This is a genomic window from Geodermatophilus sp. SYSU D00879 (assembly GCF_054050375.1).
On record NZ_JBJGZF010000020.1, the window covers coordinates 12361 to 25914 of the forward strand.

At 78.5% G+C, this 13554-nt stretch carries 12 protein-coding genes; 5 read left to right on the forward strand and 7 right to left on the reverse strand.

Going from position 1 to position 13554, the window contains the following annotated elements; translation table 11 throughout:
• Positions 1 to 271: 271 nt before the first annotated feature.
• Entirely contained in the window at positions 272 to 1003 is a 732-nt protein-coding gene (locus ACI79B_RS20155) for a PIG-L deacetylase family protein (protein WP_456929822.1), read from the forward strand.
• A 15-nt stretch (positions 1004 to 1018) separates the two neighbouring features.
• Here the strand turns inward: ACI79B_RS20155 and ACI79B_RS20160 are convergent, their stop codons facing one another.
• Genes ACI79B_RS20160 through ssd form a run of 4 tightly spaced genes read right to left on the reverse strand, consistent with a single transcriptional unit; the run spans position 1019 to position 4756 of the window.
• Complete coding sequence (locus tag ACI79B_RS20160) at positions 1019 to 1750, reverse strand: type II secretion system F family protein (RefSeq protein ID WP_456929823.1); 732 nt, start codon at positions 1748 to 1750, stop codon at positions 1019 to 1021.
• Positions 1747 to 2541 (reverse strand): type II secretion system F family protein, encoded by a 795-nt coding sequence (locus ACI79B_RS20165; RefSeq protein ID WP_456929824.1) that lies wholly within the window; start codon positions 2539 to 2541, stop codon positions 1747 to 1749. The genes ACI79B_RS20160 and ACI79B_RS20165 overlap by 4 nt, the downstream gene beginning before the upstream one ends.
• Positions 2538 to 3677, reverse strand: coding sequence for a TadA family conjugal transfer-associated ATPase (locus ACI79B_RS20170; protein ID WP_456929825.1), 1140 nt, complete (start codon positions 3675 to 3677; stop codon positions 2538 to 2540). Before ACI79B_RS20170 ends, ACI79B_RS20165 begins: the two co-directional genes overlap by 4 nt.
• Complete coding sequence (gene ssd / locus ACI79B_RS20175) at positions 3674 to 4756, reverse strand: septum site-determining protein Ssd (RefSeq protein WP_456929826.1); 1083 nt, start codon at positions 4754 to 4756, stop codon at positions 3674 to 3676. The genes ACI79B_RS20170 and ssd overlap by 4 nt, the downstream gene beginning before the upstream one ends.
• A gap of 127 nt (positions 4757 to 4883) precedes the next feature.
• On the opposite strand from ssd, the gene ACI79B_RS20180 reads away from it, so the two are divergent.
• Entirely contained in the window at positions 4884 to 5741 is an 858-nt protein-coding gene (locus ACI79B_RS20180) for an HAD family hydrolase (protein WP_456929827.1), read from the forward strand.
• Between the two features lie 11 nt (positions 5742 to 5752).
• On the opposite strand, the gene ACI79B_RS20185 is transcribed toward ACI79B_RS20180, so the two are convergent.
• A complete protein-coding gene (locus ACI79B_RS20185) occupies positions 5753 to 6742 on the reverse strand; it encodes an aldo/keto reductase (RefSeq protein WP_456929828.1) in 990 nt (329 codons plus the stop codon).
• A 45-nt stretch (positions 6743 to 6787) separates the two neighbouring features.
• A complete protein-coding gene (locus ACI79B_RS20190) occupies positions 6788 to 7576 on the reverse strand; it encodes an oxidoreductase (RefSeq protein ID WP_456929829.1) in 789 nt (262 codons plus the stop codon).
• 64 nt (positions 7577 to 7640) lie between these two features.
• Here ACI79B_RS20190 and ACI79B_RS20195 point away from each other — a divergent pair, with 64 nt between their 5' ends.
• From ACI79B_RS20195 to ACI79B_RS20205, 3 genes are read left to right on the forward strand one after another with little or no spacing between them, the layout of a single operon-like run.
• Positions 7641 to 8201 (forward strand): histidine phosphatase family protein, encoded by a 561-nt coding sequence (locus ACI79B_RS20195; RefSeq protein WP_456929830.1) that lies wholly within the window; start codon positions 7641 to 7643, stop codon positions 8199 to 8201.
• Positions 8201 to 8722 (forward strand): bifunctional adenosylcobinamide kinase/adenosylcobinamide-phosphate guanylyltransferase, encoded by a 522-nt coding sequence (gene cobU, locus ACI79B_RS20200; RefSeq protein ID WP_456929831.1) that lies wholly within the window; start codon positions 8201 to 8203, stop codon positions 8720 to 8722. Before ACI79B_RS20195 ends, cobU begins: the two co-directional genes overlap by 1 nt.
• Positions 8719 to 9495 carry an adenosylcobinamide-GDP ribazoletransferase gene (locus tag ACI79B_RS20205; RefSeq protein ID WP_456929832.1) on the forward strand — a complete coding sequence of 259 codons (777 nt, stop codon included), beginning with the start codon at positions 8719 to 8721 and terminating at the stop codon, positions 9493 to 9495. The genes cobU and ACI79B_RS20205 overlap by 4 nt, the downstream gene beginning before the upstream one ends.
• Before the next feature lie 403 nt (positions 9496 to 9898).
• Here ACI79B_RS20205 and cobN read toward each other — a convergent pair whose 3' ends face one another.
• Positions 9899 to 13510 (reverse strand): cobaltochelatase subunit CobN, encoded by a 3612-nt coding sequence (gene cobN, locus ACI79B_RS20210; RefSeq protein WP_456929833.1) that lies wholly within the window; start codon positions 13508 to 13510, stop codon positions 9899 to 9901.
• Positions 13511 to 13554: the final 44 nt, after the last annotated feature.

Genomic DNA, 13554 nt, shown 5'->3' on the forward strand with positions numbered 1-13554 from the left:
GCTGCCGGCCGACGGCAACGGCATGCGCACCGTCGTCACCCTCGCGGCCACCGGCGCGGTGGGCGGCACCTCGGTGGGCCCCTCCCGGCGGCGCCACGACCGCGGGACGACCGCGGGACGCCCGCGCCCACCACCGGCTGACCGGTTGCGCACGACCGGGTCTCCCCCCGAGGGGGGAGGTCCGGTCGCCGCGCTGGAGGGCGCCGCCGGCGGCGCCGATGCACAGGTGTCGGGCGGGGATGCCGCCCCTGGCGAGCAGAGGACGGCTGTCGTGGACGGCACGACGACGAGGGGCCCGGGACGCAGTGTCCTGGCGATCGGCGCCCACCCCGACGACATCGAGCTCGGCTGCGGCGGCGCGCTGATGGCGCACGTGGCGGCCGGGGACACGGTGACCATGCTCGTGATGACCGGCGGTGAGAACGGCCCCGGCGACGACGGCCAGATCGCCGGCCGGCGTGCCGAGCAGCAGCGCGCGGCCGAGCTGATCGGCGCGCGGCTGGCCTGGGGCGGGCTGCGCGACTGCGAGGTCGTGGCCGACTCGGACACGATCCGCCGCATCGAGCAGGTGCTGCAGGAGACCGCCGCCGACCTCGTCTACGTGCACGCCCCCGACGACAGCCACCAGGACCACCGCGCCATCGCCGCCGCCACCCTGGGTGCCGCCCGGCGCCTGCCGCGGATCCTGCACTACCAGAGCCCGTCGACGCTGGCCTTCGCGCCGAGCGTGTACGTCGACGTCACCGCGCACCTCGCCGGCAAGCTCGACGCCCTCGCCGCGCACGCCTCCCAGGTGGAGCGCTCGGCGATGGTCGAGCCGGACGCCGTCGTGGCCTCCGCCCGCCACTGGGGCGCGCAGGCCCGCATCGGCTACGCCGAGGCCTTCCAGCCCACGCGGATGGTGCTCGACCTCGCCCCGGTCGCGCCGGCGGTCCCCGCGGCGGTCCCCGCGGCCTGGGCGCTGGTGCCCCACACCTCCGCGATGGCCGCCGGCCGCCGCTGACGACCCCCGGGGGGCTCACCCGAACACCTGGCCCGCGATGCCGATGGCCATCGGCGCGATGCCCAGGCACACGAACGCCGGCAGGAAGCACAGCCCGAGCGGCGCGAGCACCCACACCCCGGCCCGGCGCACGCCCGCCTCCGCTCGGCTGCGCTCCACCGTCCGCGCCTCCGCCGCCAGCACGCGCAGAGCCGGCACCGCCGCCGCGCCCGACTCCCCCGCGCGGACCAGGACCCGGCCCAGCCCGGCCAGCTCCGGTGGCGCGTCGTGCCACGCCGTGCGGGGCGCGGCCCCGAGGCGCAGCCGGCCGGCGACGTCGGCCAGCGCGGGACCCAGCGGCCCCGGCACCGCGGCCGCGACCGCGCCGAGCGCGGCGCCGACCGGCAGCCCGGCGCCCAGGCAGACCCCCAGCAGGTCGCAGGCCACCGGCAGGTCGGCGGTCACCAGTGCGGGCGCCGGGCCCCTGCCGGGCGCCCGCCGCAGCCACCGGTCGGCGAGGACCGCCCCGACCGCTCCCAGCGCCACCCCGGCCCCACCACCGACGAGCAGCGCCGTGGCGGCACCGGCCAGGAGGGGGAGCACCAGCCGCCGGAGCGGACCGGGAGACGTCTCCGGCGGCCGCTCCGGAGTGGCGGGCGCGCCGAGGGCACGCAGCCGGGCAGTGCGGCGCGCCGCCGGCGTCGGCCACGCGGCCACCGCGCCGGCGACGGCCAGCAGCGCCAGCGTGTGGGCGCCCGCGGCGCTCACCGCAGCGCCCGCCGGACCAGCCGCGCCGACCAGGCCAGCCCTGCCGCCTCCAGCGCCACCCCCGCGACGAGCAGCGCCTGGCCGGGCACCGTCGTGGTGAGCACCGCCCACGGGTCCGCGCCGATGCCGCTGCCCATGGCGAGCGCCAGCAGCGGCAGCCCGGCCAGCAGCGCGGCGCTGGCCCGCGGCCCGGCGGTCACCGAGCGCAGCTCCTCCCGCCGGCGCCGGCGGGCCCGCAGGTCGTCCTCGACCGCCCCGGCGACCGCGGCCAGCGAGCACCCCGTCCGGGCGCTGAGCTCGACCGCCGCCGCGAGCCGCCCGTGCGCCGAGCCGAGCTCCGACGCCGCCTCCGCCGGCACCGTTCCCGGCGCGCGGAGGGCGCGGGCGAGCGCACGGGCGCCGTCCGCGTCGGGGACCACCGCCACCGCCGCCGCGGTCGCCGCGTCGAGCGGCCGGCCGCCGCGCAGCTCCGCGGCCAGGGCGGCCAGGGCGTCGGCGAGGACGTCGAGGTCCCGCTCGTCCCGTTGCCGCGCGCGCTGCCGGACTGCCGCCCGGGCGGCGCCGGCGGCGGCCGCACCGGTCAGGACGGCCAGCAGCGGCGGGCCGGCCAGCGCCCCGGCGGTGGCGCCCGCGGCCGCGGCGAGGACCGGCCAGGACCGCGGCGCCGTGACCAGCGGTCCCCGCGCCGGGCGGCCCGCCCCGGTGAGCCGGCGCAGCCGCGCCCGCCGTCGGGCCGCCCCGCCCGGCCACAGCAGCAGCGCCAGGGCGCCCGCGGCCAGCGCCGCGGTCATGCCGTCCCGCCGTCGAGGAGGGCGGCCAGCCGGTCCGCGCCCGGGCACGGGCCGCCGTCGGCCCGCCAGCCGGCGTCGACGGCCACCAGGTCGCCGTCGCGGCGGACCACCCCGACCTCGGCCACCCGGCGGCCCGCGGGGGTGCGCCGCAGGTGCACCACCACCGCGAGCGCGGCCGCGGCCTGGCTGTGCACCGCCCGCCGGTCCAGGCCGGCCGCCACGCCCAGCGCCTCGAGCCGGGCGGGCACCTCCCCCGGCCGGTTGGCGTGCAGGGTGCCGCAGCCGCCGTCGTGCCCGGTGTTGAGCGCGGCGAGCAGGTCGGTGACCTCCGCGCCGCGGACCTCGCCGACCACCAGCCGGTCGGGTCGCATGCGCAGCGCCTGGCGCACGAGGTCGCGCAGGGTCACTTGCCCGGCACCCTCCACGTTCGGCGGGCGGGTGAGCAGCCGGACGACGTGCGGGTGCGCCGGGGTGAGCTCGGGGGCGTCCTCGCAGAGGACCACGCGCTCGTCCGGCGGCACCTCGCCGAGCAGCGCCGAGAGCAGGGTGGTCTTGCCCGACCCAGTGCCGCCGGTGACGAGGAAGGCCAGCCGCCGCCGGACCACCGCCCGCAGCAGCGCCTCCGACCGCCCGGGCAGCGTCCCGCGCACGGCGAGGTCGGCGAGGCCGAGGGAGCAGCGCCGCAGCACCCGCAGCGACAGGCAGGTGCCCGCGGCCGAGACCGGCGGCAGCACCGCGTGCATCCGGGTGCCGTCGGGCAGGCCCGCGTCGACCCACGGCGCGGCGTCGTCGAGGCGGCGCCCGGCGCTGGCGGCCAGCCGGACCGCGAGCCGGCGGACGGCGTCCTCGTCGGGGAACCGCACGTCCGCGGGTTCCAGGCCGCTCCCCCGGTCGACCCACACCTCGGCGGGGCCGTTGACCAGCACGTCGGTGACGCCGGGCGCCCGCAGCAGCGGCTCCAGCGGCCCGGCGCCGGCCAGCTCGGCGACCGCGTCGCGCACCGCGGCGAGGACGTCGGTCTCGCCGAGCAGACCGGCCTCCTCCCGCACGAGCGCCGCCACTGCGGCCCGGCTCGGCGGGCCCGGCTCGAGCGCCAGCCGAGCGCGCACCCGCTCGACCAGTGGCAGGCCGCTCACGCCGCCCGCTCCGGCCGGGACAGCTCCCCGAGCAGCCGGCGGACGAGCGCGCCCAGCGGGCTGCGCGGGACCACCGACGGCGGCTCGCCGCGCTCGCCCCGGGGCAGTGCGCCGCGGTCGTGCCCCAGCTCGGCGAGCACCGGCCGCCCGGCCACGGCGGCCACCTCGGCGGCGGACAGGCCGCCCGGGACGGTGCGCACCACCAGCCGGGCCGCCGACCAGGGCGCCCCGGCCACCAGTGCCCGGGCGGCCGAGGCGGCGCGCAGCCGCGCGGGCACGACCAGCAGCGCCAGGTCGGCCTCGGCCAGCACCGCCTCCGCCGCGGGGTCGGGCGCCGCCGCGCGCGGCAGGTCCACCACCACCGGCAGGCCGTGGTCCCGGGCGGCGTCGACGACGGCGGTGAGCGCCTCGGCCGGCACCGGCGCCGGGTCGTCGCGTGCCGCGGCGAGGACGTGCACCCCCGCGGCGACGGGCAGCGCGGCGAGGAGGGCGTCCCCGGCCACCCGGCCGCGCACCCCGGTCAGCTCCGGCCAGCGCAGCCCCTCGGCGTTCTCAGCACCGAGCAGCAGGTCCAGCCCGCCGCCCCACGGGTCGGCGTCGACCAGCAGGACGCCCTCGCCCCGGCCGGCGGCGGCCACGGCGAGCGCGGTGGCCAGCGTGCTGCCGCCCGCCCCTCCGCAGCTGCCACCGACGACGGTCAGCCAGCCGCGCGCCACCGGCGACCGCCCCGCCTCCCCCGCCCGGGCGGCGAGCCAGGCCTCGTCGTCGGGCAGCACGGCGACGCGCTCGGCGCCGCGCTCCACCGCGGCCGCCCACGCCGGCGCCGGCAGGGCGTCGGGCGCGACGACGACCACGCCCGGGCGGCGGGGCAGGGCGCGCACCGCCGGGCTGTCGAGGACGTCGGCGCCGAGCAGCACCAGCGCGGCCTCGCGGTGGGCGCGGCGCAGCGCCGCCCCGCCGGTGGCCACCTCGGGCTCGGTGCCGGCGGCGGCGAGGACCCGCAGGACCTCGTCGAGGAGGTCCTCGTCGGCGCTGACGACCAGCGGGCGGGACGGCGGGGGGACCGGAGGCGCGGGCACGCCCCGGAGCCCATCGCGGACTGCCGGTGCGCGCGTGCCGGACGGGGCAACTGTGGACGACCCGAAAGGGTGTGGACGGAGATGCGAGCCCCGTCACACCCGGGGCGTCCGCTTACAGTCGTGAACCGTGACGCACGCCGCGGCGTTCTTCGACCTGGACAAGACGGTCATCGCCAAGTCCAGCACCCTGGCCTTCGGCCGCCCCTTCTTCGCGGGCGGGCTGATCAACCGCCGGGCGGTGCTCAAGGGCGCCTACGCGCAGTTCGTCTTCTCCCTCTCCGGCGCCGACGCCCAGCAGATGGAGCGGATGCGGGCGCAGATCACCGACATGGCGACCGGCTGGGACGTCGCGACGGTGCACGAGATCGTCCGCGAGACGCTGCACGAGGTCGTGGACCCGCTGGTCTACGCCGAGGCGGCCGACCTCATCGAGTCCCACCGGGCGGCGGGGCGGGAGATCGTCATCGTCTCCAGCAGCGGCGCGGAGATGGTCGAGCCGATCGGCGAGATGCTGGGCGCCGACCGGGTGGTGGCCACCCGGATGGTGACCGTCGACGGCCGCTACACCGGCGAGATCGAGTTCTACGCGTACGGGGAGAACAAGGCGGAGGCGATGCGGCAGGTGGCCGCCGAGAACGGCTACGACCTGGCCGACTGCCACGCCTACAGCGACTCGGTCACCGACCTGCCGATGCTCACCGCGGTCGGGCACCCGACGGCGGTCAACCCCGACCGGGCGCTGCGCAAGGTGGCCGCCGAGCGGGGCTGGCCGGTGCTGGAGTTCACCCGGCCGGTGTCGATGCGCTCGCGGTTCGCGGTGCCGCCGGCCCCGGTGGTCACCGGCGCCGCGATGGGCGTGGGCGCCGCGGTCGCCGGGCTGGCCTGGTACGCGCGGCGGCGGGCGCTGCGCGCGGTACCCGCCGTGGCGGCCGCCGCGACGGCGGCGGTCCCGGCCGCCGGCCGGTGGCGGCGCCGGGGCGCCTGAGGCCCGTCCGCTCAAACGCCCAGCCGCCCGCGGAGCCCGTCCACCCGCTCCCGGACGCCGTCCACCAGCGTGCGCACCGCCGACACCGGCGTGAACGCCCGCGCCGCCGCGGTGAGCGCCGCCTGCTCGTCGGGCCGCAGGTCGACGTCGCCGGCCGCGGCGTTCGCCTCCACCTGCTCCACGCTCGAGGCGCCGGGGATGACCACCACCTGCGGCAGCGAGACCAGCCAGGCCAGCGCGATCGTCCCGGGCCGGACCCCGTGCGCGTCGGCGACCTCGCGCAGGACGTCGAGCAGCGGCCCGGCGCGCCGCAGGTTCTCCGTGCCGAACAGCGGGTTGGCCGCCCGCACGCCGCCGGGCCGGTCGTCCACGTCGTACCGGCCGCCGAGCAGGCCCTGCGCCAGCGGGCTGTAGGCGATGACGACCCGCCCCTCGCGCTCGGCGAAGGGCACGAGGTCCTCGATCGCCCCGGGCCGGGCTAGGGAGAACTGCACCTGGTTGGTGAGGACCGGCCGGCCCAGCGCCGCGTCGGCCGCCCGCCAGCGGGCCAGGGAGTAGTTGGAGACGCCGGCGGCGCCGATGCGGTCCTCGTCGAGCAGCTGCCGCAGGCCCGGCATGACCACGCTGTCGGGGACGACCGGGTTGGGCTGGTGCACCTGGTACAGCGGGATCCGCGTCAGGCCGAGCCGCCGGGCGCTGCCCTCGAACCGGGACCGGACCACGGGCGGGAACGGCGCCACGGGGAACACCTTCGAGGCGACGACGACCTCCCCGCGCTCCTCCCCCAGCGCCTCGCCGAGGATGCGCTCGCTGCGGCCGAAGCCGTAGACCTCCGCGGTGTCGAACAGCGTGACGCCGAGCTCCCGGGCCCGGCGGACGATGTCGTGCGCCGCGCCCTCGGCGTAGCCCTCGCCGTAGCCCCACTCGCGGGACCCGAACTGCCAGGTGCCCAGCCCGATCCGGCTGACCGGGCCGAGCCCGTCGACGTCGAGGTAGCGCATCTGCCCACTGTGCGCCGCGGCCGGACCGGGCGCAGGGCGGGCCGGTCAGCCGCGCAGGATCGCCTCGGCGATGGCCAGCCCCTCGCGGGCGCCGAGCTCGGTGGCGCGGCAGCAGTGCACCAGCCAGGCGGCGACGCCGTCGGGACCGCCCGCGGCGTAGCCGGCCAGCCGCTCGCGGTAGGCGTCGGCGCCCAGCTCGACGAAGCCGACCTCGGGGACCGACACGGCCTTGGGGTCCAGGCCGCGGCCGATGGTGGTGAGCCGGGCCGCCGCCCGGGCGACGACGCCGTCGGCGGTGCCGAACGGCGCCAGGGCCGCGAGCTCGCCGTGCACCAGCCCGGCCACCAGCACCGCCGGCACGGTGGAGGTGCCGGTCACCACCTGGAACAGGCCGGACAGCCGCGGGCCGGCGTGCAGGCCGGGGCGGCCGAGGCCGGCCCGGTCGGTGAGGTCGGCGGCGGCCAGCACGTGCAGCCGGGCGAGCACCTGCCCGGGGGCCTTCGCCCACGTGTCGACCAGGGAGCCCAGCCCCACCGACACCCGCAGCGAGCCCTGCACGACCGGGTCGTCGACCGAGCCCGCGCGCAGGTCGGCCAGCGGGACGTCGACGCCGTCCAGGGCCGCGGACGCGCGGGCCCCGCGCAGCGCCGACTCGGTGCTGACCTCGGCCGACCGGTTGCGCATGAGCCGGTGGGCCAGCAGCCGGTCGATGCCGGAGCGAGCGGCGTCGGCGGCGTCCCGGACCCCGGGGAGGTCGAGCAGCGGGGCCAGCGGGTCGGGGCCGGTCGGCGCGGCGGCGGGACGGCCGGCGCCGGGACGGACGGGGATGCTCACGTCCCGACGGTACGAGCACCGGCCCCGGGGCCCGCGCCCGCCTGCCCTACGCTCGGCGACCACCATGGCCCGCCCGCTCACCCTCCTCCTCGTCCGGCACGGGCAGAGCACCTGGAACGCCGCCGGGCTGATGCAGGGCCAGACGGCGCACGTCCCGCTCACCGGCCAGGGGCACGACCAGGCGCGGGCCGCGGCCCGCGAGCTCGCGACGCTCGGGCCGGGCGCGATGCTGTCCAGCGACCTGCTGCGGGCGGTGCAGACCGCCGAGCACTGCGCCGCCGCGACCGGGCTGGCGTTCACCACCACGCCGGCGCTGCGCGAGCAGGGCTACGGCGTGCTCGAGGGGCGGCCGTCGCGGGAGCTGTGGGACGTCGTCGACTGGACCGACCCGCACTGGGCGGCCGAGGGCGGCGAGAGCCTGGCCGACCTGCACGCCCGGGTCGCGGCCCTCCTCGACCGGCTGCGGGCGGACCCGCCGGCCGACGTCGTCGCGCTCGTCACCCACGGCGACACCATCCGCGCCGCGCAGGCGGTGGCCGCCGGGCGGGGCCCCGCGGAGATGCCGGCGGTGACGCCGCACAACGGCACGGTCACCCGGCTGGAGCTCGCGGCGGCGGTCGCCTGATGGCCCGGGTGCTGGTGCTGGGCGGCTCGCGGTCGGGGAAGTCGGCGCACGCGGAGTCGCTGGTGGCCGACCGGCCCGGCGTCGTCTACCTGGCCACCTCGACGCCGCCGCCGGACGACGCCGAGTGGACCCGGCGGGTCGCCGCGCACCGCGCCCGCCGGCCGGCCGGCTGGACGACGCTGGAGACGACGGCGCCCAGCGAACTGCTGCGCGGCGGGACGGTGCTGGTCGACAGCGTGACCACGTGGGTCGCGGCGCTCATGGACGAGACCGGCGTCTGGACCGACGAGCAGGGCGCCCTCGACCGGCTGGCCGGGCGGGTCGACGCCCTGGTCAACGCCTGGGCGATGACCCCGGCGCACGTGGTCGCGGTCAGCGACGAGGTGGGCCTGGGCGTGGTGCCGGAGACCCGCGCGGGCCGGCTGTTCCGCGACACCCTCGGCGAGGTCAACCAGCGGCTGGCCGGCACCGCCGACGAGGTGTGGTTCGTCGTCGCCGGGCTGCCGCAGCGGCTGCGGTGACGCGCCGGCCGAGATGGGCCGGCCCGCTGGAGTCGGTCGCGCTGCTCACCGTGGTCCGCGTGCCCGCCGCCGGGACGACGTCCACCCGCGGGGTGCTGCCCTGGGCGCCGCTGGTCGGGCTGGGGTTGGGCGGCGCCGCGGCCGGGGTCGGCGTGCTCGGCGCGCTCCTGGTGTCCCCGCTGACCGGGGCCGTGGCGGCGCTGGCCGTGCTCGCCTGGCTGACCCGGGCGCTGCACCTGGACGGCCTGGCCGACACCGCCGACGGCCTCGGTCCGCTGCGCGGCCGGGAGCGGGCGCTGCAGGTCATGCACCAGGGCGACGTCGGCCCGTTCGGCGTCGTGACGCTGGTCCTCGCGCTGCTGCTGCAGGCGGCGGCGGGCGCGGCGCTGCTGGCGGCCGGCGGCGGCTGGCTCGCGCTGTGGACGGCGGTGGTCGTGGCGCGGCTGGCGATGGCCCGCACCGGGCTACCCGGCACGCCGACGGCCGAGGGCTCGTCGCTGGGGCGCGCGGTGGCCGGCACCGTGTCGGCGCCCTGGCTCGCGGGGTGGGGACTGCTCGTGGTCGGCGGTGCGGCCGCGGCGGGGTGGGCGGCCGGCGGTCCCGGGACCGGGGCGGCGCTGGCGGGGGCCGCGGGAGCCGGCCTGCTCGCGGCCGAGCTCGTCCGCGCCCGCGCGACGGCCCGCCTCGGCGGCGTCACCGGGGACGTGATGGGCGCGATGGGCGAGGCGGCGGCGACCGTCGTGCTGCTGGTCGCCGCCGCCTCGCTGGCCTAGGAGGTCCGCCCGCCGGCCAGCGGCGGCCGGTCGGGGCGGCTCGTCAGCGGCGGCCGGTCAGCGAGCCGAGCAGGCGGCTCAGCCCGCCGGAGGCAGCGGTCGTCGGCGTGCCGCGGCCGAAGCGCCGGGTCGGCGTCGGGGTCGCCATCTTGGAGCGGCCCATGCCCCGGCCGGACGGCATGCCGCGCCCGGCGGTGCCCCGGCCCATCCCGCGCCCGGAGGCGCGCCCGGAAGCGCGGCCGGCGGCGGCGCGGCCCCCGGCGGCTCCGCGACGAGCCGTGGTCTCAGCAGTGCCCAGGAGTCGGTTCAGGATGCCCATGGAGATCGACTACCCGGCCACACGGGGACCCGAACCGTTTCCGGATCGGTACCGCGCGTCGTCACGAGCCGTGATCACCCCTGCTCAGGCGGGCGCCCCCGACTGCGCCGGCGTCTCGCCGCCCTCGAGGTCGCCCTCGGTGTCGAGGTAGGCCTGCCGCAGCCCGGCCAGCAGCGCCGGGTCCGGCTCGGCCCACATGCCCCGGTCCACCGCCTCCAGCAGCCGCTCGGCGATGCCGTGCAGCGCCCACGGGTTGGACCGCTCCATGAACTCGCGGTTCTCCGGGTCGAGCACGTAGGTCTCGGTGAGCTTCTCGTACATCCAGTCGGCCACCACGCCGGTCGTGGCGTCGTACCCGAACAGGTAGTCGACGGTCGCGGCCAGCTCGAACGCGCCCTTGTAGCCGTGCCGGCGCATCGCCGACAGCCACTTCGGGTTGACCACCCGGGCGCGGAACACCCGCGAGGTCTCCTCGGTCAGCGAGCGGGTGCGCACCTGCTCGGGCCGGGTCGAGTCGCCGATGTAGGCCGCCGGCGCCGAGCCGGTCAGCGCGCGGACCGTCGCGACCATCCCGCCGTGGTACTGGAAGTAGTCGTCGGAGTCGGCGATGTCGTGCTCGCGGGTGTCGACGTTCTTCGCCGCCACCGCGATCCGCCGGTACGCCGCCTCCATGTCCGGGCGCGCCTGCACGCCGTCGAGGTCGCGGCCGTAGGCGTAGCCGCCCCACACCGCGTACACCTCGGCGAGGTCGGCGTCACCGCGCCAGTCCCGCGAGTCGATGAGCGACAGCAGCCCCGCGCCGTAGGCGCCGGGCTTGGAGCCGAACACCCGCGTGGTGGCCCGCCGCCGGTCCCCGTGCTCGGCGACGTCGGCGTCGACGTGGGCGCGGACGAAGTTCTCCGACGCCGGCTCGTCGAGCCCCGCCACCAGCGTCACCGCGTCGTCCAGCATGGTCACCACGTGCGGGAAGGCGTCCCGGAAGAAGCCGGAGATGCGCACGGTGACGTCGATCCGCGGCCGGCCGAGCTCCTCCAGCGGCACCGGCTCCAGTGCGGTCACCCGCCGCGACGCGTCGTCCCACACCGGGCGGACGCCGAGCAGCGCGAGCACCTCGGCGACGTCGTCGCCGGAGGTGCGCATCGCCGAGGTCCCCCACACCGACAGCCCGACCGAGCGCGGCCACTCCCCCGTGTCGGCCCGGTACCGCTCCAGCAGCGAGTCGGCCATCGCCTGGCCGGTCTCCCACGCCAGCCGCGACGGCACCGCCCGCGGGTCGACCGAGTAGAAGTTCCGCCCGGTCGGCAGCACGTTGACCAGCCCGCGCAGCGGCGAGCCCGACGGCCCGGCCGGCACGTAGCCGCCGTCGAGGGCGTGCAGCGTGGCGTCGAGCTCGTCGGTCGTCCGCTCCAGCCGCGGCACCACCTCGTCGACGGCGAACCGCAGCACGGCGGCCACGCCCTCGTCCTCGCGCCCCAGCACCTCCCGCACGACCGGGCCCACGGCGCCGATCGTCCAGCCGGCCTCCTCCATGCCCGCGACGAGCGCGTGCGCCTGCGACTCGACGAGATCGGTGGCCGCGCGCCCGGCCGTGCCGTCCTCGGTCAGCCCCAGCGCCTCGCGCAGCCCGGGCAGGGCCACGGCACCGCCCCAGATCTGCCGCGCCCGCAGCATCGCCAGCACCAGGTCCACCCGGTCCTGGCCCGACGGCGGGACACCGAGCACGTGCAGGCCGTCGCGGATCTGCGAGTCCTTGATCTCGCAGAGCCAGCCGTCGACGTGCAGGATCATCTCGTCGAAGTGGTCGTCCTCCGGCCGCTCGGCCAGCCCGAGGTCGTGGTCGAGCCTGGCGGCCTGCAGCAGCGTCCAGATCTGCGCCCGGACGGCGGGCAGCTTCGCCGGGTCCATCGCGGCCACGTTGGCGTGCTCGTCGAGCAGCTGCTCGAGCCGGGCGATGTCGCCGTAGGAGTCCGCGCGCGCCATCGGCGGCACCATGTGGTCGACCAGCGTGGCGTGCGCCCGGCGCTTGGCCTGCGACCCCTCGCCCGGGTCGTTGACCAGGAACGGGTAGACCAGCGGCAGGTCGCCGATCGCGGCGTCGGGCCCGCACGACGCCGACAGCCCGACGGTCTTGCCCGGCAGCCACTCCGTGTTCCCGTGCTTGCCGACGTGCACCAGCGCGTGCGCCCCGAACACCGACCGCAGCCACCAGTAGGCGGCCAGGTAGTGGTGCGAGGGCGGCAGGTCGGGGTCGTGGTAGATCGCGATCGGGTTCTCACCGAAGCCGCGCGGCGGCTGCACCATCACGACGACGTTCCCGGCCCGCAGCGCGGCGAAGACGATGTCGTCCCCGTCGACGAACAGCGACCCCGGCGCCTCGCCCCAGTGCGACACCATCGCCTCGCGCAGGTCGGCGGGCAGCGTGTCGAAGAAGCGCCGGTACTCGGCGGCCGGGATGCGCACCGGGTTGCCCGACAGCTGCTCCTCGGTCAGCCAGTCGGCGTCCTGCCCGCCCGCGGCGATCAGCGCGTGGAACAGCGCGTCGCCGTCGAGGTCGGCCACGCCGGGCAGCGCGTCGGGCCCGTCGAACGGGCCGATGTCGTAGCCCTGCCCCTGCATCGCGGCCAGCAGCCGCACCACCGACGCCGGGGTGTCCAGGCCGACCGCGTTGCCGATCCGCGCGTGCTTGGTCGGGTAGGCCGACAGCATCAGCACGATCCGGCGCTCGGCCGGCGGCGTGTGCCGCAGCCGGGCGTGCGCCACCGCCGTCCCGGCCACCCGCGCCGCCCGCTCGGGGTCGGCCACGTAGGAGGTCAGGCCGTCCTCGTCGGTCTCCTTGAAGGAGAACGGCACGCTGATCAGCCGGCCGTCGAACTCGGGGATGGCCACCTGGTTGCCGACGTCGAGCGGGGAGAGGCCGTCGTCGTCGGCCAGCCACTCCTCGCGCGAGCGGGTCAGGCACAGGCCCTGCACCACCGGCACGTCGAGCGCGGCGAGCTGCCCGACGTCCCAGGCGCCGTCGTCCCCGCCGGCGGACGCCGTCGCCGGGCGGGAGCCGCCGGCGGCGAGCACCGTGACGACGAGCGCGTCGGCGGTGCGGAGCACGTCGAGCAGGTCGGCGGGGACGCTGCGCAGCGAGCTCACGAACACCGGCAGCGCCTGCCCGCCGGCGTCCTCGACCGCGGAGCAGAGTTCCTCGACGAACGCGGTGTTCCCGGCCAGGTGGTGCGCCCGGTAGTAGAGGACGGCGATCCGCGGGCCGCTCCCCCGGCCCGCGCGCTCCACCACGCCCCAGTCCGGCGCCACCGACGGCGGCTCGAAGCCCTCGCCGGTGAGCAGCACGGTGTCGGACAGGAAGCGGTGCAGCTGCACGAGGTTGTCCGGCCCGCCCTGCGCCAGGTAGCCGTGCGCCTCGGTGGCCACGCCCATCGGGACGGTGGACAGCTCCGTCAGCTCGGCGTCGGGCACCTGCTCCCCGCCGAGGACCACGACCGGCGCCGGCCCGGCCAGCAGGGGGCTGAGCACCTCCTCGTACTGCCGCCGCACGCCGAGGATCCGGACGACGACGAGCCGGGCGCCCGCGGTCAGCTCCGCGATGCCGTCGGCGCCGAGGCGGACCGGGTTGCCCAGCCGCCAGTCGGCGCCGCTGGCGCGGGCGGAGAGCAGGTCGGTGTCACTGGTGGAGAGCAGGGCGAACACGCAGCGTCCTCACTCGGGGTCCGCGCCCCGGGCCGTCGGGCACG